A 25115-nucleotide genomic window follows, 5' to 3' on the forward strand; every position below is an offset into this window, starting at 1 on the left:
TCAGAGTGGGTGTTTATGATTATCATCATGATTCGGGGCGCTCGGACCGTCCGGAGGCGCGCTGTGACGTGCCGCTTGCGGAAAATGTGCAGGAAACGTCCGACGTCAGCCCATACAAAGCATACGTTGAGGTTATCGCGGATTTTTCCTCTGACGGGAGAATGAAGCCGCTCCGCATCATATGGGAGGACGGTCACAGATACGATATTGACAGTATTCTCCGCGTGGACCGGTGTGCCAGTCTCAAGGCGGGAGGCGCGGGGATCCGGTATGTCTGCCGGATTCTTGGACAGAGAGTTGAATTGTACTATGAGGAGAACGGCTTCTGGTTTGTGAACCGGAAGACAGTGGAAGTATAGGAGGGTTTTCCGGTCTGCGGAAGTTTCCTGCGTCTCCGAATCGGTCAGAGTGTCAGGAAAAAGTGATATTGGGTTATTTTAGGTTGTCTTTTTCTGCTGCTTTCCATTATAATCAGAAGGTAGGCGTATATAATTAAAGACGGCAGAAAACTACAGGACAGATGTGAAAATAAAATACGGGAGGAAACTGCATGATTGCCTGGATTGTCACTGGTGTGATTGTATTAATCGTATTAATTATTGTGTTTTTTTTGATTGGCACGTATAACGGGCTGGTGAAGAGCAGAAACCAGGTGGAGGAAGCGTTTTCCACCATGGATGTATACCTGAAGAAGAGATATGACCTGATTCCAAATCTCGTTGAGACGGTCAAGGGCTATGCGGCGCATGAGAAGGCAACGCTGGAAAAGGTGATCCAGGCCAGAAACACAGCCGCACGGGCGAAGGATGCGGCAGATGTCATTCGAAGCAATGAAGCGCTGGGCCAGAGTCTGCGCGGTATTTTCGCTATCGCGGAGAATTATCCGGATCTTAAGGCCAATGCGAATTTTATGGAGCTTCAGCAGCAGCTCCGGCAGGTGGAGGAGGATATCGCCAACGCCCGCAAGTATTATAACGGATGTGTAAAGCTTTATAATGATAAGACGATGATGTTCCCGTCCAACCTTGTAGCGGGAATGTTCGGTTTCCGGAAGGCTTCTATGTACGAGGTAGGAGATACCGCGGAGCGTGAGAATGTGAAGGTTTCTTTCTGAGGCGCTGATTGATATGGCATCGCGACAGTGCGGCAGTCTGCTTACTGTGGCATTGCGACAGTGAGGCAGTCTGCTTACTGTGGCATCGCGACAGTGCGGCAGCCTGCTTACTGTGGCAGAACGACAGTGCGGAAACCTGCTTACTGTGGCATGTCAGGTTTGCCGGGATGGCGGTTCGGCTGTTTTGTCCGGCTGCATGACAGTCCGATGTATATTTGACAGTCAGATGAGATGACAGGAGGGTCAGATTTATGCGTATTCTGCCTGCAATCAGAAAATGGGCACATACCTGGGCTGTGATGCTGGCGGTCTTTGCTTTGCTGTTTGTCCCGGCGGTTCCGGTTCATGCAGAGGAGGAAACATCAGCAGATATCTCCGCATCATCGGATCATGCCGCGGAGACATCCGCGGCGTCTGCCGATGCGTCGGAAGATATCATCGCGCAGGAGACGGACTATTATATCAAATCTCTGTTTGTGGATATCACGGTGCGGGAGGACAACGTTTTTGACGTCACAGAGACTTGTGTCTACGATTTTATACAGCCGCATCACGGCCCGGTGAGGGAGATTCCGGAAAATCATTACCGGTATTATGCGGATGGAACGAACTGTTATGTGATTGCGCGCGTTTCGGATTTTCAGGTGACAAGTCCGGACGCGAATACCGACGTCAGCAAAGAGAACGGCGCATATTATATCGGTTCGTCCGATGAGACCTACACGGGAGAGCACACCTATGTGATGAGCTATACCTACAGCATCACGAGTCCGGACCCGCTGGAGGATGCCGATGAGCTGTACTATAATATTGTCGGTACGGGATGGGCATGCCCGATCGAATCGGTTTCCTGGAAGATCACGATGCCGTCTTCTTTTGATGCCGGAAAAATCGGCTATTCTGTCGGAACTTCCGGAAATGCAGGATATAATCCGGATCAGCTGACCTCGTCTGTCAACGGGCTTGTGATCAGCGGTTCCTATAATACGGCACTGTATCCCTACGAGGGAATTACGATCCGCTGTGAACTCCCGGAGGGATATTTTGTGTTTCATTCGCACAGAACGGCGGCGTGGACCGCGATCGTGATTCTGCTGCTGATTCCACTGATTGCTGTTCTGTGGAACTGGAAGCGCAGCGGACGGCGCGCGGTGCCGGTTGTGAATTTTTATCCGCCGAAGGGTATGAATCCACTGGATGTCGAAGAAATATGGAACGGCACAACGGAACATAAGGTGGCTCTGATTCCGTATCTGGCTGACCGGGGCTATTTCACGATCGAGGAGCCGAAAAAAGGTAAGGTCCGCTTCAGGCTTCAGAATAATGATTTCACGGCATTGAAAAAAGATGAGAGGGCGTTTCTCGAGGGAATGTTCCCAGGCAAGAGAGAAATCGGGACGGTCTCCTCTGTCAATGATCTGGAATATAAGTTCAACAGGACGCTGGACAGGGTCGGCGAAATGCACAAAGAAAGTGCTGCAAGGCAGATCCGCGGCAGGAACTTGAGAGGACTGATGTATCTTCTCGCATTCGTCGAGATGACGCTCTGCCCGGCTGTTTACACGGCCTATGTGGTCTATATGGATGACATGGGCAGCGCCGTATGGTTCGGCATGATCGCTGTGGCTGTCATGGTATTTGGCATGATTATTGTGTACCAGAAGGGAAAATACCAGGAGCACCGCAAGAAGAGTGTGGCTGTGATGGCTGGCAGTACAGTGTTTCTGGCCGGCCTTTTCCTCTTTACCCGCCGGCTGTATTCGGTACCTGCCGCACTAATTATGCTGTGTGCAGGATTTCTGAACTTTCTTGCGGCGGACCGCGCGGTGTACCGGACAGAGGAAAACCTGAAGTACTATGGCGATGTGCTCGGCTACCGGAATTTCATTGAGAAAGCGGAGCTTTCGCAGCTGAAGATGCTGAGCCAGGAAAATCCTTCGTATTTTTATTTCACGCTGGCTTACGCATATGTGTTCGGCCTGGAGAATAAGTGGATCTCGCAGTTTGAAAAATACAATATTCCGGTTCCGGAGCCGACGTGGTATTACGGATATCATCCTTTCGTTTTTACAACGTTCCGGGAAGATTTCGGTCATGTGATGCAGGCATCATCGACAGCGCTGAGCGCAGCCCCTCCTTCCGAGAGCGGTGGCGGTTCGGGTGGTTTCTCCGGCGGCGGTTTCGGCGGAGGCGGCTTTTCCGGAGGAGGATCCGGAGGCGGAGGCGGCGGAGCGTGGTAAGAGCAGGATCCTGAGAAACGTGGATAATGAGCGCGGTCTGTACGGACGCACAGGAAAGGAATATTTGTATTATGCAAACGAAAAACGAACTGCTTCGCGCATTGCGGAGCATTGATCACCGGGGATATCCGGCGTATAAGTCACTGAGAGGGAGCTACGATTTCGGCAATTATGTGCTGCATATCGTCCATGTGCAGGGAGATCCTTTTGCCAGTCCGTCTGAACTGGCTGTTACGGTGAAGGCGCGGGATGCGCAATGGCCGGCGGCATTCTGCAGCAGATATGAGACGAGAGTCGCTCTTCAGGATATGATTCTGCGGCGCTTCAGTTCCAGGCTGCGCGAGGTGTCGGGAAAGGCAGGCGGATCGGGAAAAAGCGGAAACATGAGTGCCAGCCGTCCTGGCCAGGAGATTCTGGACAGAAGCGCATGCCAGCTTGGCGGAGATGGCGATGTGACGCTCCGTTTTTATGCGGGATTTCCGGCCGCCGGGCGGACAGTGCTGTCAGGTGAGCTTGAGAAGATGCTTTTTCACTTTCTTCCGGATATTGTCCGGGATACTGCCGTTGCGGACGCATGGCAGGAGAAGATAATCAGAGATGTCATAAATCTTGCGGAAGATCAGGCTTTTCTCAGAAGCGAGCTTGAGAGACTGTCACTGTGTGCCTTTGTCGCAGACGGTGCCGTTCTTCCCAGAGAGAGCGGAATCTCGCAGAAGCCGCTGAAGGATGCACTTCCCTTTCGTTCTCCGGAGGAGGACAGGATCACTCTGAATCTTCCCCATCATGGAACAATCAGCGGCATGGCAGTAAAGAGAGGGATCACGCTTATCATTGGCGGGGGCTACCACGGAAAATCCACGCTGTTAAAGGCATTGGAGCGGGGCGTTTACAATCATATCGCGGGAGACGGCCGGGAATATGTTGTGACGGATGAAACAGCGGTTAAGATCCGGGCGGAGGACGGGCGCTGTGTGAACGGCGATGACATCTCGCTGTTTATTAACCGGCTGCCGAATGAAAAGGACACGACTGCATTTTTTACCGAGAATGCCAGCGGAAGCACTTCTCAGGCGGCTTCCGTTGTAGAGGCTATGGAGTGCGGATCGAGAACGCTGCTGATGGATGAGGATACCTGTGCGACGAATTTTATGGTGCGGGATGCACTGATGCAGAGAATCGTTTCGGCAGACGAGGAGCCGATCACACCGTTCTCTGACAGGATGCGTGCGCTGTATGAGAATGCCGGCATCAGCACGGTTCTGGTAGCGGGCAGCTCCGGCGCGTTTTTCAGTCGTGCAGACACGATCATTCAGATGGACCACTACGAGCCGAAGGACGTGACAGAAAAGGTGCGGAGAATTGTTCCATCCGAGAGTAAGAGGGAGACAGCATCCGGTTCTTCTCGTGAAGAAAAGGATCGTGGATCTGGCGCCGCTTTTCGTCCGGATCAGAGCAGACGTTTTCCTCGTCCGGGCAGTGATTTCCAGGAGCAGAGAGGCCGTGTAAAACATAAAAATCTCGGGATGGAAGGCTTTGTGATCGGACGTGGGGAGACGGACCTGAGGCTGGTGGAGCAGCTGGCGGACCGGGAACAGAGCGAGTGCCTTGCCCGGACATTTTTGCTGATGGCAAAAGGAGATATGAACGGACGTGTGAATGTGCGTTCGCTTGTAAATGACTGGGAAGAAACCTTCCGGAAAGAAGGCTTCGGGATGTATGGAGAACACGGTCAGGTTTCCGGAGACATGGCGAAGCCCAGAAAGGAAGAACTGGCGGAGGCAATCAGTCGCTGCAGAGGGCTGGTGTGGAGATAATGTGTCCGGGCGGATTGAGCCGCCCGGATCGAGGATGAAATTTCCGCGCCTGTTGAGCCGCCCGGATCGAGGATGAAGTTTCCGCGCCTGTTGAGCCGCCCGGCTCGATGATGAAGTTTCCACGCCTTTTCAGCCGCCCAGCTCGATCATGCGGTCGATGCATTTCCGCGCGTTGCGGATGGTCTGATCAGTGAGAGTGATTTCGTCACCGCCGATTCCTTCGACGGCATGGAGCACATCCGGAAGAGTGGTCATCTTCATGTTGTGGCAGACACATTGCTTTGAGAGCAGATAGAAACGCTTTTCGGGACAGGAAAACTGCAGGTGTGAGACTATGCTGCTCTCTGTACCGATGATGAATTCATTGGCATCGGAAGATTCGGCATATTTCATGATGCCGGTAGTGCTGCCGACGTAGTCGGCGAGATCCACGACCTCCTTCCGGCATTCGGGATGAACCAGAAGCAGAGCCTTCGGGTGTGCGGCGCGGGCAGCCAGCACATCCTGTCTGGTCATTCGCATGTGAGTCGGGCAGCCGCCCTGAATCATATGCAATTTTTTGTCCGGGAGCTGTTCGGCAATCCATCCGCCCAGGTTGCAGTCCGGAATGAAAAGCATTTCCTTTTCAGGCATGCGCCCGATGATCTTCACGGCGGAAGACGAGGTGACGACGACATCACAGACTGTTTTCAGACTGGCTGTGGTGTTTATATAGGCTACGAGAGGAAGCCCGGGATTCGCCGCTTTCAGCTGGAGAGCCTGGTCCCGGTTCATCTGTATCGCCATGGGGCAGCCGGCCATCGGATTCGCCAGTAGAACTTTTTTGTCTGGAGAAAGAATCTTACAGGTCTCTGCCATAAAACGGACTCCGCACATCAGAAGAGTGCTTTGCGGCGCTTTTGCTGCCTGCACACTCAGACCATAGGAGTCACCGATGAAATCCGCTACCTCCCAGATATCATGACTCTGGTACGCGTGTGCCAGAATACAGACATCCTTTTCGCGCTTCAATTCTATAATCCTGTCCTGCATTTCTCTCGTTGTCATGATAACTATCCTTTCTCATTTTCTGTATAAGTCCAGTCGCAATGTTCTTGGCCCACGGGGGAGCCTGCTCACCACAGTCCTTCTTGAAGCTTTAAGCTTTGCTTTATAGTTTTCTGAAGTTACAAGTCAGGGAAGTTTCCTGCCCGCAAGTATAACACGATCTGAAAATGTGTCAAGACATATGTAAATATATGACTTGTCACGTGTAATATCAAGTGCTATACTCCTCTGCGAACGGTTTGACAGAGAATCGCGGCTGACTGCCGCAGAAAGAAGAGACTATGAAGAAGACAGACATACTGATCGTCGGCAGCGGCTGCGCAGCCCTGTATTTTGCCCTGCAGGTTCCGGAGAACCGGAAGGTAATGCTCATAACAAAGGCGGATTTTGAAAGCAGCGATTCCTATCTGGCGCAGGGCGGAATCTGCATGCTGCGCGATGAGGCTGATTATCAGTCGTATTTTGAGGATACGATGCGGGCGGGACATAACGAGAACGATCCGGTATCAGTGGATATCATGATCCGTTCATCTCAGGATGTGATTCGTGATCTGATCGGATACGGCGTCCGTTTCGCCAGGGACGAGAATGGAGCTCTGGCGTTCACGAGAGAGGGCGCTCACAGCCGGAAGCGTATCCTGTTCCATGAGGATATCACGGGAAAAGAAATCACGAGCCATCTCATGGAGGCAGTGCGTCGCCTGCCCAATGTAATGATGATGGAGTATACAACCATGGTGGATATTGTGACAGATGAGAATTCCCATGGAGCATCAAAGCATCAGAAGGAAGACGCGGCGGGCAGATGCCGCGGCGCGGTCGTTCGCTATCCGGACGGAAAACTGGGAATCATTGAGGCAGACTACACGATCCTTGCGACGGGCGGCATCGGCGGACTCTACAGTCATTCGACGAATTTCCGTCAGCTGACCGGCGATGCGGTTGCAATTGCACTGAAGCACGGCATTGAGACAGAGCATGTGAACTACATCCAGGTACATCCGACAACCTTCTACTCGGGACACGACGAGGACCGGAGCTTCCTGATTTCTGAGTCTGTTCGCGGCGAGGGCGCGAAGCTCTATGGGAAGAATATGCAGCGGTTTACCAATGAGCTTCTTCCGCGGGATCTTCTTACACAGGAGATTCTGAAGCAGATGAAAAAAGACGGGACGAAGTTTGTCTGGGAGGATCTCAGGACGATTCCTCATGAAGAGCTTCTCCGCCATTTTCCGAATATTGTTCAGCATTGCGCGGAAAACGGGTATGACGTGACGAAGGAATGCATACCGGTGGTTCCGGCACAGCATTATTTCATGGGCGGGGTAAAGGTGAACCATGAATCCGGGACGAGTATGCCGCATCTCTATGCGGTCGGAGAATGTGCCTGCAACGGAGTTCACGGAAAAAACAGGCTGGCATCCAATTCTCTTCTGGAGTCCCTTGTCTTTGCAAAGCGGGCCGCGCGGGACATGATGAATCACTACGAGGGAATCCGTGACAGCATGCCCGATGTATCCCTTGTGCAATACAGGGATCCGTTGTCTGTTGAGAGGCGTTACGCAGCCATGATCCGGAAGGAGATCGAGGCGGAGGGAGGCCCGTCTTCCGTCAGGATCGCTTATCGTGACAAGTTCGCAGCGGAACCTGGAGCGGAAGCCGTATAATTGCCGTACCAGGTGATGCGTCGTATACCGTTTATACGGATGATGCCAATTCAACGAAAAGATGCGTAGGTGAAAAGCACATACATATCCTGCGGATGAAATTGCAAAAGCATTGAGCATGGAGTAAAATTCTATAATACGACAGCGACAACGGTGCGACACGGGGATATGACATTATTGTGCGACAGTCAATAGTGGAGGAAAAGGGAATGTTGGATCCGATTACAATGAAACTGCAGGTCGATCCGCTGATTGAGAGCGCGCTCAGAGAGGATATCACAAGCGAGGATGTCAGCACCAACTGTGTGATGCCGGAGGCAAAGATCGGAGAGGTGGATCTGATTGCGAAGGAGAGGGGAATCATCTGCGGACTCCCGGTTTTTGAGCGGGTGTTCACGCTTCTGGACCCGAAGACTGAGGTGGAATTTTTCGTTCAGGATGGGGACGAGGTAAAAGACGGAATGCAGATGGCGAAGGTGCGAGGAGATATCCGTGTGCTGCTTTCCGGCGAACGGACGGCCCTGAATTATCTTCAGAGAATGAGCGGTATCGCGACTTGTACCCGTCAGACTGCCGCACTTCTTGAGGGCACCGATATCTGGCTTCTCGACACACGAAAAACCACGCCGAACAACCGTATCTTCGAAAAATACGCGGTTCGCGTGGGAGGAGGTCACAATCACAGGTATAACCTGTCGGATGGCGTTCTTCTGAAGGATAATCATATCGGCGCAGCGGGCGGCGTCAGACAGGCTGTTGAGATGGCCCGCGCCTATGCGCCTTTTGTGCGGAAGATCGAGATTGAGGTGGAGAATCTGGATCAGGTCAGGGAGGCTGTCGATGCCGGCGCTGATATTATTATGCTTGATAATATGAGTCACGATCTCATGGCTGAGGCAATGCAGATCATTGCCGGAAGAGCTGAGGTTGAGGTTTCAGGCAATGTGACCCGCGAGAAAATCGCTTCGCTGACGGATCTCGGCGTCAATTACATATCGAGCGGCGCACTGACACACTCCGCTCCGATTCTGGACATTTCCATGAAGCATCTGCATGCAGTCTGAAGTTCTGACGTACAGAAATGCAAAGATGATGGAATTTTTCATGCTGAAGGCATCTGCATGCAGTCTGAAGCTCTGACGTACAGAAACGGCGATCCGATAGTTGTATTTCAGAATGGATCAGAAGCAATTTATATGTGGAGAAGCGAAAAAATTTTTTTTCAGAAGCAATGGAACAGGATATTTTTTCAGATACGATGGAAGAGGATATATATTCTCTCATATGCAATGGGCAGTTAAGGCAGGTGAAACATGTTGACAGGTACAGAGCGCCGTGAGGCTATTCTGGATATTTTGAAAAAAAACGAAGGACAGGTTTCCGGAGGTGCGCTTGCAAGACAGTTTTCTGTGAGCAGGCAGGTGATCGTGCAGGACATAGCTCTGCTCAGAGCAGAGGGACAGCCGATTCTTTCTGCCGCGCGGGGCTATGTCCTTGATCGGAAGGAAAAGTCGAAGCTGAGCCGCGTATTCAAGGTTTGTCACACGCCGGAGCAGGCGTGCGAGGAGATGAATCTGATCGTTGACTGTGGTGGAAGAATCGAGGATGTCTTCGTTTATCACAGGGTGTACGGGATCATTCGTGCCGCCATGCATATCCGTTCGCGTCTGGATGTAAAACAGTATCAGGAGGAACTTTCCGGAGGAAAAAGTTCACCGCTGTCCGGTATCACATCCGGGTACCATTATCATACCGTGACTGCGGACAGCGAGGAGACCCTGGATATTATCCAGAAGGAGCTCGCGGATCACGGATTTCTGGCAAAGCTGCAGGACTACGAGCCGGTGGATTTCTGGTCTAAAAGGAGTTAGGATATTCTCCGACACAGAATGAATTATCCGGGAGGTACGATATGGCAGAGAGACGACCGAAGATCAGGATCACAGTGATTGACCGACGGGGAAAGATGGGATGTCATCGCGGACATCATGTGGGTGAGGTGTTTGATTTTGATGAGGACAGAGGGAGGATCTGTCCGATGGCTATGCACTGTGCCTTCCCCTATATCGATATCCTCCGCTACGGCGGAAGCATTCCCGGACAGCCTGCGGGGACCGCGGAATTCTGCTGCTCTGACGCAGATACCATCATGGTCTTCCGGGCAGAGATTGCAGAGACGGGTGAACAGGAGAACTGAATGAATAAGAAGAAACAGAGACGGCAGCTGATTGTGACTGGTGTACTGATTCTGCTGGCAGGGTTGGGAATACTCATCAACGAAACGGATTTCATGGGCAGCAGTCACACGAAGGTGCTTCAGTATCTGGAGGTATACAGCGCTTTTCTTCCGCTTCTGATCTATATTGTACCCTTTGGGATTTTTGTGAAACAGATCGGTGCAAAGGGAGAGATGAGCAGCCGGGAACTGCTGGCTGCTGTTTTCTGTGGAGCATTTATTTCCGCCGCGTTTGCCGGAGAAGTGAACGACGGCTTTGACAATCTGATGAAATCCATGATGGGCCATTCCTATTCTGAGGCGTGGATGGGTTCACTCGAAGCGGGAATTGCAGAGGAACTTCTGAAACTGGGCACAACAGCACTGCTGGTGTATGTGTGGAACAGAAAAACGTTCAGACAGTACCTTCTTATTGGAATGTGCGTGGGCATGGGCTTTCAGATCGAGGAAGATATCTCGTACATTACAGAAAGCGGATTCAAAAATGTAAACGACGCGTTTCCGACGGCACTGGACCGGATTTCCGGCGCGCTTGGCTCGCACTGGTGCTATGCCGCAGTGACCGCAGCCGGACTTTATATGATTGTCAGAGCCTGCGGAAGAAACCACAGAAGAAAGGGCATCGGCTGGATTCTCATCGTTATGGCAGACCACTTTCTGTATGATTCTCCGATCGGAAATATAAATTTGTTCAATGCGGTTTTGACAGCGGCGGTCGTACTGCCTGTGGTCATTTTTTTCAGAAGTCCGGAAGTGTATGCAGCCGGAGCATCAGAGGCCGGAGAAAGTGGGAAGATGAATAGTTACACAATGGTGAAGATCAGAAGAGCTGAGGAGAAGGACATACCGGCATTGCTGGGGCTGCTGAACCAGGTGCTGGAGATCCATGCCGGTATCCGGCCGGATATTTTTATTCCGGGAACGACGAAGTACACGGTGGATGAGCTGAGAGAGATGTTGAGGGATGACAGAAAGCCGGTTTACGTGGCGGCGGACGGACAGGACCGCTGCGTTGGTTATGCATTCTGTCAGAAGAGAGAGCAGCCGTTCTCGAACAATATGGTTCCCTTTACATCCCTGTTCATCGATGATCTGTGCGTGGATCAGAGCGCGCGGGGCAGACACGTGGGCGAGGCGCTTTTTGAGCATGTGAAGCAGGAAGCCAAAAAAATGGGCTGCTACGAGGTGACCCTGAATGTATGGGCAGGCAATACTTCCGCGGAGAAGTTCTATGAAAAAATGGGAATGAAGACCAAGGAAAGGCAGCTGGAGTATATCCTGTAATATGAAGCAGGAAGAAGGACGGCTGCAGGAAGAGGATCTCCGGCTGAAGGCCAGGCCAGAAGATTCTGCCGGCTGTAAGAAGCACAGCCGAAAGACTCTACCGGTTACAGGAGGCAAAATTCAGATGATGAGACCGGCGCAGTGCTGCTCTTCTCCGCTTTTCCCAGTCAGATAGGGCATACAGAATCAGTGCACACAGGGATATAAGACTGACGGCCGTTCCGGCGGAAAGCCCCGGGGTCGTGTAACGGAAGGAGATCCTGTGTGCGCCGGCAGGGACGCGGATCAGCATCATGCCGCCGGAATTGATGATCTCTGTCTGCTGTCCATCTATGAATGATTTCCATCCTCTGTCGTTCGGGACAGAGAAATAGACGAGACTGTCACTGGAATAATCACTGTCACAGACAAATCCGTCAGAGGTTCTGCGGAAATTTTTCACGGCGCGGCTGGAATCACTGGCGACACGTTCCGCAGCGACTTCCTGAAGCTCGTCGTCGTTCAGATCAACCTTCTTTCCCGGACTGCTCTTTGAGAGATTATCCGCCTCACGTCCGGAAGGACTGTAGCCCTCCTGATCGCTGTCAAAGACAAGCCCCGCATTATCGGAAGGATCTAAATGACTGTTTCCGGCGGAGGCGGTCCGGGCTGTCTCCAAATCTGTCTGAATGGCGTCCAGCGCATTACGATAGGAAACACAGGGGGCCAGATCGCTTACACTCTTGCGGTCATCGGGCTGAATCACAGCTGCCCGCAGGAGAACAAGGCCTCTTTCACTCACATCAATTTTCTTCAGATCACGCTCTGTGATCACCTGATCGACCGCAAAACCGATCGGGCAGGCATTCCTCTCCACAACATAATAATTTTTTCCATTTACCTGATACGTCCGGAGCGGCGTTCTCCCCTCCGGGTCCGTTGTTACATCGTATTTGCCGCCGAACAGCTCGGCCAGGCCCGCATAGGAGGTCTTGTCCAGTCTGCGCGCCTGCTTGTAAAAGCCAAACAGATTGTCAAAATGCACGATGGAATCCGAAACCGTAGAACTGAAAATGCGCAGACCGGATGCTCCCTCTGAATAAAGCATCATGTTCTCGTCGATGTAGCGGTACTGGTCATCGATCGGCTCAAGCTGACTGTAGAGACGTATCTTCTGCGTGCAGGTCTCGCGGATTCCGTCTGCGAACCGGTAATAGCCAAGGACATACGCAGTGGTGAGAAGAGCAAAAACAGCAGTCCAGGCGGTGACGGACAGGCAGTAATGGCGTGCGCCAGACGAAAGACTGCGAATAATGAGCAGGCCGGCCAGAGACACGGCAAAAATCAGAAAAAAGAATCCTCTGTGGCAGACCAGGCTCTTTTCGGAGTCGCTCCACTTCATGAGATTTAACGCGAGATAATAGACGACAAGAATGGCTATATTGACGAAAACAGCCTTTTTCAGCGCGTCGTTGTTTTTTCCTCTGGCTTGCTGTTCCAGCACAACTGCAGATGCTGACGCCATCAGCAGGATCAGCATATACCACCAGCGCTGGTTGGCCTCTGTGAACAGAAGAAACGCGGAGGTCAGAAGGGGAGAAAAGGCAGCCGCTATGAGAACGAGCAGCATTCTGGAGAGCCAGTCTCTGCGTTTTTGGTGCAGGTATGCAAGGACGCCGCTCATGCCGATCAGAGGCAGGTAAGCGGAGGTGGATGTCCACCTCTGGTTGTACACGGCACTGCTGTCATACATTGCCTCGCCCGGGAACAGAAAGCCCTTGAGCAGATACAGGAGCATTTTCGGCTCGGGGAAGAGCTGTGACAGCAGGAGCTGAATACTGCTTCGCTTGTTTCCGGAAATGAACAGGATGTTCGGGAAAAACAGGATTCCGGCGATCATCACGCCCCAGAGGCCGGCAATACTGCAGAGGAGGAGATTCCTGAGGGTAAGCCTCAGATTCCTTTCTCCGTATCGCAGAAAGAAGTAGAGAAGCAGAAAAACGACCTGTCCGACAAAGAAAAAATAGCTGTTGAGGCAGGAAAGTGCCGTCACAAGGATGAAAGGCTTTCCGTCACGAAGACGGCATTTTCCCGATTTCATCATCCGGTCAAATTCCAGAAGGAGCAGAGGAAAGAGGATTGTGACATCGTGGAAGGTGTAAAATTCGAGATTTACGGCCTGATAGCCGGAAAACGCGTAAAGCGTCGATCCGATCACGGCGTAATTGTCATCGCGGGTGAACTGGCGGATATAAAGGAACGATGTTGTTCCCGCGGCAATATATTTCAGAATATAGAGCCACCCCATCACACACGGCGTGGCGCTTACCGGGAACAGCATCGTGATCCAGAAAGAAATGCTGCCGAGACCGTAAAAACTGTACGCACCGACGGTCTGCGTTCCGAGGTCGATTCCCCATGACCACGACTGACCGTTCAGAATGGCCTTGTGCATGCCGACGCTGAAAGGAATTGCCTGCGCATTGTAATCTCCGCACAGTGTAAATACTCCTTTATTCATCAGAATCAGCCAGAGGAAGGACAGAATTGCGACAAGGGAGTTAATGACAATACACCTCTCAAGTGCTCTGTCTTTTCCCTCCAGACATAAGGATAACGATTTTTTGAGGTCAATTTTTCTGAACATAAGCCATCCCGAAATTTTAAAGCACAATGTTCCGCGGACGGGTGTCAGAATATTTATAACTCGCCGCGGCACTTCGATGATCATACCGGTTGTCTTCGAAATCGCATCCAGTCTCTGATGCGCGTTTCGGGCGCGCCGAGCCCTGTCTGCGTTTTCGAAGAGTTGATATGCAATGCCTATATTATAGACAGGATGGAGACCAAATACAATTAATGCGGCGTTAAATGATCGGAGATGATGGTTAGGAATTTTTTGAATTATTTTGAAGGCGCATGAGAATTTCAGCTATGTGACGAAATAAATATTGAAGACAAAGAAAGCAATTAAGTTTTTCAATGAGGAAAAAATTGTACAATATGCCCATTTTATCTTCTTATCATGATAAAATGCTGTAAAATATAACAATATATTCTTTTTCCATCCTGGCGAAAGTGGTAAACTGTAATCATGTATTGTTTTTTCATTTTCAATAATGATTAGAATTTGAATTTTGAATATACAAAAAGTATGGCGCAGATAAAAATGGAATATATTGCACACATAAAGGAAGTCAACAACAAAAAAATCCCGGATGTTCCAGGAACTACGGAACAGGAGCAGCATTACGAAACCCAGTCGCTGCGTTCGCACCTGGAAGGTACTGCCAGAATTGCGGAATCCTTTGCAGTTACACCATGGAAGGAAGTAGCCTATAATTCCGGGCTTCTTCATGACGTGGGCAAATATCAAAGCTCATTTCAGAAAAGGATAAGAGGAGCATCCATCCGTGTAGATCACTCGACATGCGGTGCAATAGAGGCAAAGAGAGAGATTCAGCCACCGGCATCACTTATTATGGAGTACTGTATCGCAGGACATCACGCGGGACTTCCGGATGGAGGAAGGAAGGAGGATCAGCCGGGGGAGGTTTATGCAGGACATTATTCGTTGTATTCCAGACTGAAACTCACGGAATTCGACCCTTATGAAGACTATAAAAAAGAAATCGATCTGAAGACGATTAATTATAAAGAACTTGGATTATATCTGATTAAAGATCTTAGATCGCTTGAAAGGATCGACAAGGGCAAGGCTCTAAATTTATTTATTGATGAGATGTCCTATATGATCCGGTATTGTTATTCGTGTCTGGTTGATGCCGATTCTCTTGATACAGAACATTTTTGCAGTGGTATTTTGCGGCAGAGGCTGCATGCAGATTATCAGACGTGTCTTCGCCGTCTGAATAGCCGATATGAACAGTTTGCGAAAGTGAAGAATCAGACCCGGCTTCAGAAAACAAGGTCCAGAATTCAGGAGCAGGCATTTCAAAATATACATGAAGATGCGGATATATACCTGATGAATATGCCGACAGGAAGCGGAAAAACACTTTGCAGTGCCAAATGCGCCCTGATGAAGGCATTAGAAACGCACAAACAACAGATCATCTATGTGATTCCCTATAACAGTATCATCACGCAGACTGCACAGGAATTTCAGAAAATTTTTAACGAAAATAGCGATGATGGAATGCCCGAAGTACATATTCTGCGACATCAGTCAACTTACTCTATTGAAGATGATGAAGATGCGGATGAGGTATATAAATTACAAGTCATTCAGGCAACGGAAAATTGGGATGCTGACTTTATTATCACGACTGAGGTTCAGTTCTTTGAATCCTTGTTTTCATCCAGGAGAAGCAAATTGCGTAAACTGCATAATATGGCAAACAGTGTGCTGATTTTTGATGAAGCGCATCTGATGCCGGTCGGATTTCTGCAGCCCTGTCTGGAAGCAGTTGCTGTATTAACGAAGCAGCTTGGAAGCAAGGCAATATTTCTTACAGCAACTATGCCGGATTACAGAGAATTGCTGGACACCTATGTACCTGTTGGATTGCATGTGAAAGATCTTGTGCCGGATCGTTCCGAGTTTGACGCTTTTCGAAAATGTACCTTCAGCAATCTTGGAGTGATTTCGGAAGAGACGCTGATCGAAAAGATTGATTGTGGAAAATCAGCACTTGTGGTAGTTAACTCCCGCAAAAACGCACGACAGTTATTTGAGCATATGGGTGGAGAAAAAAGAACAAATCTGTATCATCTGTCCACTCTTATGACCAAGAAGGATCTTCAGGATGCGATTAATGAGATTCAACAGAAACTGAAGAAGAATAAAGATGCAAATGAGAATCCTGTAATCGTTATTTCGACGTCTTTGATTGAAGCTGGAGTGGATTTGGATTTTGAAACGGCATTCCGGGAGATGACAGGATTGGATAGCATCCTTCAGACAGGAGGCAGATGTAATCGTGAAGGAGCGAGAGCTGACGGTGAGGTCTGTATTTTTGAAATTTCCGAGGAAAACCAGTGCAGGCGAGTGGATCGCGATCCGAAAGTAATCGTTACCAGGGGGTTGTTTGATGAATATCACGATATCTCGTCGGCAGAGTGTATTCGGGAATATTACAGACGGGTGTATCTTGCTGATTCGTTTGTAATTGAGGGAAAGTCTATGCATAGTCAGATGGAAAAAATGGGATATGCATTGAATAATGATTCTGTCTGTTCGATTCCATTTGCGTCTTACGATGGACAGATGATTCTGAGTAGAGATGAAACGCTGATTGTACCGGAATGTGAAGAGGCAGAGAATCTGATCAATCGGATAAAGTATGGGGGAAGTTCCGGAAAAGTACTTCGTGCATTACAGAAATATACATGCAGTGTTCCACAGAAAACAATGGAAGAACTGCTGAGACAAGGAGTAGTAGAGAATATCGTTGGATCAGGAAATCACAGGGATTCTTCGCATGGCGGTGTTTTTGCACTGAAAACCATGGATTATTATAGTAAATGTATGGGAATCATGACGGAAGGAGGAGACTACTATGTCGATTAAAGTGATTGTGAGCGGTCAGAGAGCCTGCTTTACAAGACCTGAGATGAAAGCAGAACGGGTCAGTTACGATGTTCCGACGCCGGGAGCGCTGGAAGGATTACTGAAAAGTGTGTACTGGAAACCGGCTATGCGGTATGTCATTGATCAGATTGTTGTGTTTAATCCTATTGAGTTCACCAGTGTACGGCGCAACGAAGTAAAGTCCAAGGTAAAGGGAAGCAAAATGAAAGCACAGATGAAAGAAGCTGAGGAGGCTCGGGAAAATCCGGATAAAACTATAAAAACTGATCCGCGTATATACACAAATTTCGGGAATGAGCATACACAGAGAGCGTCCATGATCTTGAAGAACGTTCGGTATGGTGTTGCTTTTCATGTTGAGCTCACAGGATTGCGCTGCGAGAGGGAAAATAAAGAATGCAACCCGTTGAAGAAACATGAGGCGGAATTTGTCAGAAGATGCAGAAAAGGGCAATATTTCAGACAGCCGTGCCTTGGATGCGCTGAATTTCCTGCGGAAATTGTTCTCACAGATGATTTCACACAGGAAAAGGTCTGTGACGAGAATATGGGAATCCATGATCTCGGCTATATGCTATATAAGGTGTGCTTCAAGGACGGAGGGCATCCGATTCACGATGATTGGAAGATAAATATTTACTCTGATGAAGCTGAGAGCCGGTTTTATTGTCCGGTTATGCGGGACGGCGTTATTGATGTGGCCAGTTACAGGGAGGTGGTCATGTGCTGATCACGGCATTGAACCAGTATTACGATATTCTTTCTTCAAAAAATAAATTTCAGACACCCGGTTATGAGAACTGCGATGTCAGTTACGTTGTGGTGCTGTCTCCGGACGGAAAACTTGTGGGATTGCAGGATTGCAGAGAAGAGAAGGAAATAGAAGCAAAAGGGAAGAAGAAAACCGTTATGACTCCAAGGACGGTCAGTATTCCGGAAAGACCGAGATCGACAACTGTCAGCGCGAATTATGTGGAGGTCCGCCCTGGTTATATATTCGGACTTGAGTATGGAGTGGATAAAGGAAGCGGCGAAGGGATTTTGTCTCCTGTTGTATTAAATTCCAGAACAGATAAGCAGAAAGAAAAACTGAAATTGCAGCATCAGAGTTTCTGCGAGGAAGTGGAACGTGATTTTTGTATGATGAATTCAGCGATAGCAAAAGCATATACGGCGTTTGCAAGAACCTGGAATCCGGAAAGCGAGATTCATAATCCTTTCCTTCTGGGCATAAAGGCAGATCTGAATAAATGCAAGTTTGTCTTCTGTATACAAGGCCATCCGGAAACATATCTGCAGGATGAAAGAGAAGTCGGAGATAAGTGGAAGATGCTTCGGAGTGCTGCAGATTGTGAAATAACCGGGAAGAAAATATGTCAGTGTTCTGTCACCGGACAGAACCTGCCAGTAGCGGAAGTGCACGATGCACTTGTAAGCGGAGGAGGAGTAGGAATTCGCAATGCGGGTATTAATCCCAGTCTCGTGAATTTCAAACCGGAATCCTTTCTTTCCTATAACCACAAGCAGGGAGAGAACGCGTGTATATCTGTAGAGGCGATGAAGCGCTATACGAAGGCATTGAATTATCTTCTGAAGGAACCAAGAAATCATACCTATCTGGATGGACAGACAATTGTGTGCTGGTCTGAAGACGGGAATGAAGACAATGATTCTCTGTTCCATGCGATTTTCAGTCAGCAGTCAGATCAATATAAAGGAGACGAACTGGATGCAGCACTCACAAATCTTATGAAGGATGCTCTGCAGGGAACAGTAACGACATTCAAAATGCATGATATTGAACATAGGATAACCCCGGACGCAGACTATTATATCGTGGGATTTGCACCAAATGCTTCCAGAATTCAGGTGAAATTCCTGTACCGACAGCGATTTGGAAAACTGCTTGGTAATGTAGCCAGATTTCAGAGAGAGATGCAGATGAGGAAAGAGCAAAGGCCGGTTCCGCTATGGAAACTGAAACGAGAGTTTTCAGCTCCGGCTTCTACGCATCCGGAGTTGGATGATGCGCCATTTGATTCAATCTTTCAGGCAGTTATCAACGGGACAGACTATCCCGTCTGGGGACTGAAGAGGATGATTACAAGAGTAAAGAAGGATTCAGATGATGACGATAACCAATATATTCGTCTGAATCCGATTCGAGCAGGTTTTATCAAAGCGTGCCTGATCAGACATGATAAGGAGGAAATCAGTATGTCATATGACAGTGGAAACGATAATCCCGCATATGTATGCGGCGCTCTATTTGCGGTCTTGCAAAAGATTCAGGAGGATTCTGTTTCACCGGTTAAACTTAACCGGACGATCAAAGATGCATATTTCAGCGCGGCAATCGGCAACCCGGCATTCGTAATGCCGAAATTGATAAAACTTTCGTCTTACCATATGAAAAAACTTCATAGGGATCATCCGGCATGGGCGAATAGCGATGAAATCGCTCTTGCGGATGCGATGAACAAACTTGGATCTCAGTTTCCGGGGACACTTAATCTGTACGACCAAGGGCGTTTTATCCTCGGCTATTATCAGAGATATCAATCTTTTTTCAAAAAGAATGAAAAGAACGAATATAGCAGCAATATTGAAAAAGAGGAGGAAGAGTGATGCTTCAGAACAAGTACGATTTTATTTATCTGTTTGATGTGACTAATGGAAATCCGAACGGAGATCCTGATGCCGGAAATGAGCCGAGAATGGATGCTGAGACAGGTATAGGGTATGTCACGGATGTCTGCCTTAAGAGAAAGGTAAGGAATTATATTGATCTAGTGAAAAATGGAGAACCCGGATATAATATCCTGATCAAGAATGATAAGCCACTGAATGAAAAATTCAGGGCTGCGTATGAAGCTGAAGGACTGGAACCTGACAAGACAAAGAAAGGAACAAACCCTGCAAATGAGTGGAAGGCTCAGCAGTTTATGTGCCGAAATTATTACGATGTGCGAACATTTGGGGCTGTAATGTCGACAGGAGAGAATTCATGCGGAATTGTCCGGGGACCTGTACAGTTTAGCTTCGCAGACAGTATTTCGCCTATTAGCATAAATACAGTGACCATTACTCGTCAGGCAAAAACCGATTCGAAGCGAGCTGAGAAAGGTGATACGGAAATGGGAAACAAGAGCCTGGTACCATATGGTCTGTATCGGATGAGCGGTCATGTATCAGCAGCTCTTGCCAATAAACAGACAGGGCTGTCTGAGGAAGATGTCGAGTTGCTTTGGAAAGCTCTGGTGAATATGTTTGATGAGGATAGAAGTGCTGCCAGAGGCGATATGGAAGTGCGAGGATTATATGTTTTCAAGCATGATAATGTACTTGGGAATGCACGTTTTCCGGAACTTGACAAAAAAATATCAGTGACTCTTAAAGAGGGAGTTATTGTTCCCAGAAAATTTGATGATTATGATGTCAAGGTTGATACAGATATGCCGGAAGGTGTGACAATGCTTCAGTATTAAAGAATAAAGGATCAGCGTAGCCTCTGCAATTATCCACTGAGATCCAGATGTGGGGCAGAGATTACGCGGATCAAAAGAATGTCGTATTATACTCCGTAATTACAAGCAGAAGGTTCTCTGTAGGGACAGTGGCGAAATGGAAGATATAAGTGTAAGTATTCGTAATATTCAGCATTATCTGTACTGTCCTCATCGATGGGGACTGATTAACATCGAATGTTCCTGGGCCGAAAATTATTTTGTTACAAAGGGAAACATTATTCATGAAAGAGTTCACAATCCAGACAATTCGTATGTGTCAAGAAATAAGAAGGTCATCACATCTGTGCCTGTATACAATGACGCACTCGGAATATATGGAATTACAGATTGTATAGAGTTGTCGAAATTCAGAAGCGGTGTAAAAATCCAAAACCTTCCGGAATGTTATAAGTTGACGATTGTAGAGTATAAGCCGCATAAGCCAGAGAACAGGCTTTTCAATCATGACGATGCTCTTCAGGTTTTTGCGCAGAAAATGTGTGTGGATTCAATCTTTCATTGCGATTCAGAAGGAGTCCTTTATTATTCTGATGAGAAAAAACGCATTAAGTTACCTTTTCATGAAGAATATGAAGCATATTTGCAAGAACTGAAAAAGGTGCTGGAAGAAATCCGGGATTATACTGCAAGAGGTGAGATACCGCCAATCCGGCGCAATCAGAAATGCAGCGGATGTTCATTTCAGGATTTATGTATTCCTAAAGTTGTTGGGCATAAAAAAAGAGATAACTTTCTGAAAATGGTGGAACAGGAGGATTGAGTTTGAGTTATAGATAAGAGGCCGGTGATGAGAAAATTACTGAATACAATCTACGTGACGAATGAAAAAGCATATCTTTCTCTTGAGAGCAACAATCTTGTCTGCACTGTTGAAAAAGAAGTTAAACTGAAGGTTCCGCTTGATAATGTGGAGAACATTGTCTGTTTCAGTTATTTGGGATGCTCACCGGGCCTAATGGGAGAATGTGTGAAAAAGAGAATCCCCATTAATTTCATGACGCCGGAAGGTAGATTTCTTGCAAAGATATACGGTGAAACGAAGGGAAATGTTTTTCTCCGGATAAAGCAGATAGACTGTTTCCGTGAACACGGGCTTGAGCTTTCTCGAAATGAAATGGCAGCAAAATTCAGTAATTGTGTTTATACTGTCAGACGGACGTTGCATGATCATCCGGAATACAAAGAAGACGAGGATATCGTTACGACGCTTGATACTCTCAAGACAGGAATAAAAAATGCAGAATTAAGTGATTCTGCTGAGACTCTCCTTGGAATCGAGGGAAATTGTGCGAGCAAATATTTTTCTGTTTTTTCGAAATTGATCACAGGAAGTGATTTGTCGGCAACTTTTCAGTATCGAAACAAAAGGCCCCCACTGGATCCGGTGAATGCTTTATTATCGTTTGTGTACACATTGGAGACTGTAGATTGCTCATCGGCATTGGAAACTGTGGGGTTGGATAGTTACATCGGGTTTTATCATACATTGAGAAGCGGACGTGCATCACTGGCATGCGATCTTGTTGAAGAATTTCGGAGCATAGGAGAAAGATTTATTTTGTCGCTTCTGAATTTGAAGATTATTGATAACCAGGACTTTGACAGACAACTAACCGGCGCTGTTTTGCTCAATAGCGAAGGAAAAAAGAAGTTCATTACAAAGTGGCAGGAGAAAAAAAGAACAGCGATTTATCATCCTGTTTTGAAACAAAATATACCGTATGGTCTGCTGCCTTATGTTCAGAGCAATCTGCTGGCAAAGTATATTCGAGGAGAGACAGAGGAGTACATTCCACTTCTTTTGAAGAAAACTGCGAAATAGGAGAGTTCATTTCGGCTATGATGGTAGTGATAAGTTATGATGTTTCAACGGATACACCGGAGGGGAAAAAGCGTCTTCGTAAAGTGGCAAAGGCATGTGAATCGCATGCCCAGCGTGTACAAAATTCCGTATTTGAGGCAGATCTTGATTATTCAACCTTCCTAAAGCTGAAAGAAAGTTTGCTGAAAATTGTAGATAAAAACGTTGACAGTATGCGATTTTATTACCTGGGAAATCATTGGAAAAGAAAGGTAGAGCATTATGGAGCAAAGAAAGGTTATGATCCGGAGGGGCCAATTATTGTATAGTCCTTAAAATGTCTGGCGAACCTCGTGTGATTTGATCTACGCAGACAGGTTCGCCAGAAAAAAAGCGCAAAATAAGGACTTTTTGTTTTTTAATTTAATTTTTTCCGCTTCCTTGCACTAGATATGGGCATGACTGCAATGAAAATCCAATATGTTGCGGTCGCGCCCCGCGAGGGGCGTGTGAGTAGAAATGTGTCCCATTGGAAACGATCAGCCGCAGGCTGGGGTCGCGCCCCGCGAGGGGCGTGTGAGTAGAAATCTGTTACATTTGTTCAGAGAGCAAAGAACGATTTTGTCGCGCCCCGCGAGGGGCGTGTGAGTAGAAATAGTACAAATGTGGTGTATGTGGAACGGTATATGGTCGCGCCCCGCGAGGGGCGTGTGAGTAGAAATTTCCAAAATCCTTTTTATCCTTTTTATTGCATCGTCGCGCCCCGCGAGGGGCGTGTGAGTAGAAATCACATCTATAAGGATGGAATTTATGTGTCTGCCGTCGCGCCCCGCGAGGGGCGTGTGAGTAGAAATTTGTCATACTCACTCACCTTTCTTTTTGCCTTCTGTCGCGCCCCGCGAGGGGCGTGTGAGTAGAAATGAAATTGGCCGGGGCGATGAAATTTCTCTAATTGTCGCGCCCCGCGAGGGGCGTGTGAGTAGAAATCAGCTGATTCAGGATATCGACAAAATCTCGGTATGTCGCGCCCCGCGAGGGGCGTGTGAGTAGAAATTGCCGCGCTGCTTGCCGATGCGTCCGCGGATTTCGTCGCGCCCCGCGAGGGGCGTGTGAGTAGAAATATATCCAAGTTGGAACTGGGCTACCTTGACCCCGTCGCGCCCCGCGAGGGGCGTGTGAGTAGAAATCCCGTTGCGCCATGATCGATCGCGCCAGATGTAGTCGCGCCCCGCGAGGGGCGTGTGAGTAGAAATTCTCACGGCGGTATCAGAACTGTGAACGAGATCGTCGCGCCCCGCGAGGGGCGTGTGAGTAGAAATTTTGTGGAATCTGCGGTCGACCGCCAATGTGTAGCGTCGCGCCCCGCGAGGGGCGTGTGAGTAGAAATCCGTTACCCAGATGTGATCTCCGTTTGATTTCGTCGCGCCCCGCGAGGGGCGTGTGAGTAGAAATTGTGTCCAACCAATCCATGCGAATCGCGTCGGGTCGCGCCCCGCGAGGGGCGTGTGAGTAGAAATTCTGTCGCTGCCCTTCTCTGCTCTTCCGTCAGTGTCGCGCCCCGCGAGGGGCGTGTGAGTAGAAATCCGTCAGGTCGGATCCGGGATTCAGTGTGTTCAGGTCGCGCCCCGCGAGGGGCGTGTGAGTAGAAATCGTTCAGGCAGATGAACACGGTTGTTTTGCCGTCGTCGCGCCCCGCGAGGGGCGTGTGAGTAGAAATGACAAGCCAAAGGTCAATTACAAGGTTGATTTGTCGCGCCCCGCGAGGGGCGTGTGAGTAGAAATAGCAAATTTATGAAGATCCGGACCTACACGCATTGTCGCGCCCCGCGAGGGGCGTGTGAGTAGAAATCGAGATTGCCGATCGGAAAGACGGAAACGGGGAAGTCGCGCCCCGCGAGGGGCGTGTGAGTAGAAATGTACGGGCATACATCACGCAGCCGGACGGAAACGGTCGCGCCCCGCGAGGGGCGTGTGAGTAGAAATGCTGCTAATGCTGCTTACCTGCGAAACCATCGACGTCGCGCCCCGCGAGGGGCGTGTGAGTAGAAATTTCCGAGAAAAGTTCCGTGAAGCAGGAGTATCTAGTCGCGCCCCGCGAGGGGCGTGTGAGTAGAAATCGATGATATGAAGGACAAGACGGCAGCGGAGAAGGTCGCGCCCCGCGAGGGGCGTGTGAGTAGAAATCAATTCTCGCGGTGTCAGCGTTTCGATTCCAAGTGTCGCGCCCCGCGAGGGGCGTGTGAGTAGAAATGATTCAGGCAATCTGCAAGAACCGTCTCGGAGAGGTCGCGCCCCGCGAGGGGCGTGTGAGTAGAAATGGAATGGCGGCACCGGAGAAGAAATATATAGCCGGTCGCGCCCCGCGAGGGGCGTGTGAGTAGAAATCTCCTTCACAGTTTGTTCAGCGGGCAGCTCTTGGTCGCGCCCCGCGAGGGGCGTGTGAGTAGAAATATCATCCAGTTGGTTCAAGCATCAACCTCTTCGGTCGCGCCCCGCGAGGGGCGTGTGAGTAGAAATCTAACATCCTGTCATAATTTTCGCTGCTGTCCTCGTCGCGCCCCGCGAGGGGCGTGTGAGTAGAAATTTCGTAGGCGTCCGGATCTTTCATAGACCTGGACGTCGCGCCCCGCGAGGGGCGTGTGAGTAGAAATAATTCATGCCATGACTTACCACCTCCACAGCGTTGTCGCGCCCCGCGAGGGGCGTGTGAGTAGAAATGATAACGTATTGTATGTACTAGGGCAGACTGTCCGAAAACTAGCGGATTGAGTACCTGATGAATTGGTTGTTACGGATTCCACCATGAACCCGTTTCACATATACATTTGCACCGTGAAAACTGAATAAAG

Annotated in this window: 18 protein-coding genes, 1 pseudogene and 1 CRISPR repeat array; of the genes and pseudogenes, 17 read left to right on the forward strand and 2 right to left on the reverse strand. The window is 49.0% G+C overall.

Annotated elements, in window-relative coordinates; genetic code table 11:
- Nucleotides 1–5 precede the first annotated feature (5 nt).
- The 4 genes from ACTQ1O_RS10970 (at nt 6) to ACTQ1O_RS10985 (ending at nt 5168) form a co-directional block, all read left to right on the forward strand.
- Complete coding sequence (locus tag ACTQ1O_RS10970) at nt 6–359, forward strand: hypothetical protein (protein ID WP_441487280.1); 354 nt, start codon at nt 6–8, stop codon at nt 357–359.
- Between the two features lie 191 nt (nt 360–550).
- Nucleotides 551–1114 (forward strand): LemA family protein, encoded by a 564-nt coding sequence (locus ACTQ1O_RS10975; protein ID WP_441487281.1) that lies wholly within the window; start codon nt 551–553, stop codon nt 1112–1114.
- A gap of 251 nt (nt 1115–1365) precedes the next feature.
- Nucleotides 1366–3354: a DUF2207 domain-containing protein gene (locus ACTQ1O_RS10980; RefSeq protein ID WP_441487282.1), complete on the forward strand. Its 1989-nt coding sequence runs from the start codon at nt 1366–1368 to the stop codon at nt 3352–3354.
- A gap of 71 nt (nt 3355–3425) precedes the next feature.
- On the forward strand, nt 3426–5168 hold the full coding sequence (locus ACTQ1O_RS10985) for an ABC-ATPase domain-containing protein (protein ID WP_441487283.1): 1743 nt from the start codon (nt 3426–3428) through the stop codon (nt 5166–5168).
- Between the two features lie 129 nt (nt 5169–5297).
- On the opposite strand, the gene nadA is transcribed toward ACTQ1O_RS10985, so the two are convergent.
- Nucleotides 5298–6215 carry a quinolinate synthase NadA gene (gene nadA / locus ACTQ1O_RS10990; RefSeq protein WP_441487284.1) on the reverse strand — a complete coding sequence of 306 codons (918 nt, stop codon included), beginning with the start codon at nt 6213–6215 and terminating at the stop codon, nt 5298–5300.
- Between the two features lie 281 nt (nt 6216–6496).
- Here nadA and ACTQ1O_RS10995 point away from each other — a divergent pair, with 281 nt between their 5' ends.
- The 6 genes and pseudogenes from ACTQ1O_RS10995 to ACTQ1O_RS11020 all read left to right on the forward strand — a co-directional run bounded on the left by ACTQ1O_RS10995 (nt 6497) and on the right by ACTQ1O_RS11020 (nt 11402).
- Complete coding sequence (locus tag ACTQ1O_RS10995; protein WP_441487285.1) at nt 6497–7882, forward strand: L-aspartate oxidase; 1386 nt, start codon at nt 6497–6499, stop codon at nt 7880–7882.
- 212 nt (nt 7883–8094) lie between these two features.
- Complete coding sequence (gene nadC, locus ACTQ1O_RS11000; RefSeq protein WP_441487296.1) at nt 8095–8946, forward strand: carboxylating nicotinate-nucleotide diphosphorylase; 852 nt, start codon at nt 8095–8097, stop codon at nt 8944–8946.
- 249 nt (nt 8947–9195) lie between these two features.
- Nucleotides 9196–9753 (forward strand): transcription repressor NadR, encoded by a 558-nt coding sequence (locus ACTQ1O_RS11005; protein WP_441487286.1) that lies wholly within the window; start codon nt 9196–9198, stop codon nt 9751–9753.
- Nucleotides 9754–9794: 41 nt separating this feature from the next.
- A complete protein-coding gene (locus tag ACTQ1O_RS11010; protein WP_441487287.1) occupies nt 9795–10079 on the forward strand; it encodes a TIGR04076 family protein in 285 nt (94 codons plus the stop codon).
- Nucleotides 10080–10292: 213 nt separating this feature from the next.
- Nucleotides 10293–10841: pseudogene (locus ACTQ1O_RS11015) on the forward strand (PrsW family glutamic-type intramembrane protease); the annotation flags it as partial.
- A 90-nt stretch (nt 10842–10931) separates the two neighbouring features.
- Nucleotides 10932–11402, forward strand: coding sequence for a GNAT family N-acetyltransferase (locus ACTQ1O_RS11020; RefSeq protein WP_441487297.1), 471 nt, complete (start codon nt 10932–10934; stop codon nt 11400–11402).
- 97 nt (nt 11403–11499) lie between these two features.
- On the opposite strand, the gene ACTQ1O_RS11025 is transcribed toward ACTQ1O_RS11020, so the two are convergent.
- Entirely contained in the window at nt 11500–14028 is a 2529-nt protein-coding gene (locus ACTQ1O_RS11025) for a YfhO family protein (protein ID WP_441487288.1), read from the reverse strand.
- A 522-nt stretch (nt 14029–14550) separates the two neighbouring features.
- On the opposite strand from ACTQ1O_RS11025, the gene cas3 reads away from it, so the two are divergent.
- From cas3 to cas2, 7 genes are all read left to right on the forward strand, one after another.
- Complete coding sequence (gene cas3, locus ACTQ1O_RS11030) at nt 14551–16914, forward strand: CRISPR-associated helicase Cas3' (RefSeq protein ID WP_441487289.1); 2364 nt, start codon at nt 14551–14553, stop codon at nt 16912–16914.
- A complete protein-coding gene (gene cas5c / locus ACTQ1O_RS11035; protein WP_441487290.1) occupies nt 16904–17665 on the forward strand; it encodes a type I-C CRISPR-associated protein Cas5c in 762 nt (253 codons plus the stop codon). Before cas3 ends, cas5c begins: the two co-directional genes overlap by 11 nt.
- Nucleotides 17659–19563: a type I-C CRISPR-associated protein Cas8c/Csd1 gene (gene cas8c, locus ACTQ1O_RS11040; protein ID WP_441487291.1), complete on the forward strand. Its 1905-nt coding sequence runs from the start codon at nt 17659–17661 to the stop codon at nt 19561–19563. The genes cas5c and cas8c overlap by 7 nt, the downstream gene beginning before the upstream one ends.
- Complete coding sequence (gene cas7c / locus ACTQ1O_RS11045; RefSeq protein ID WP_441487292.1) at nt 19563–20423, forward strand: type I-C CRISPR-associated protein Cas7/Csd2; 861 nt, start codon at nt 19563–19565, stop codon at nt 20421–20423. Before cas8c ends, cas7c begins: the two co-directional genes overlap by 1 nt.
- 136 nt (nt 20424–20559) lie before the next feature.
- Nucleotides 20560–21225, forward strand: a complete 666-nt coding sequence (cas4, locus tag ACTQ1O_RS11050) for a CRISPR-associated protein Cas4 (RefSeq protein WP_441487293.1) — start codon at nt 20560–20562, stop codon at nt 21223–21225.
- Between the two features lie 27 nt (nt 21226–21252).
- On the forward strand, nt 21253–22287 hold the full coding sequence (gene cas1c, locus ACTQ1O_RS11055) for a type I-C CRISPR-associated endonuclease Cas1c (protein ID WP_441487294.1): 1035 nt from the start codon (nt 21253–21255) through the stop codon (nt 22285–22287).
- A 17-nt stretch (nt 22288–22304) separates the two neighbouring features.
- Nucleotides 22305–22595: a CRISPR-associated endonuclease Cas2 gene (gene cas2 / locus ACTQ1O_RS11060; RefSeq protein ID WP_441487295.1), complete on the forward strand. Its 291-nt coding sequence runs from the start codon at nt 22305–22307 to the stop codon at nt 22593–22595.
- 159 nt (nt 22596–22754) lie between these two features.
- Nucleotides 22755–24984: a CRISPR direct-repeat array (repeat unit 33 nt; unit sequence GTCGCGCCCCGCGAGGGGCGTGTGAGTAGAAAT).
- Nucleotides 24985–25115 lie beyond the last annotated feature (131 nt).

The organism is Bilifractor sp. LCP21S3_A7 (genome assembly GCF_052118825.1).
Taxonomy (GTDB): Bacteria; Bacillota; Clostridia; order Lachnospirales; family Lachnospiraceae; genus Bilifractor.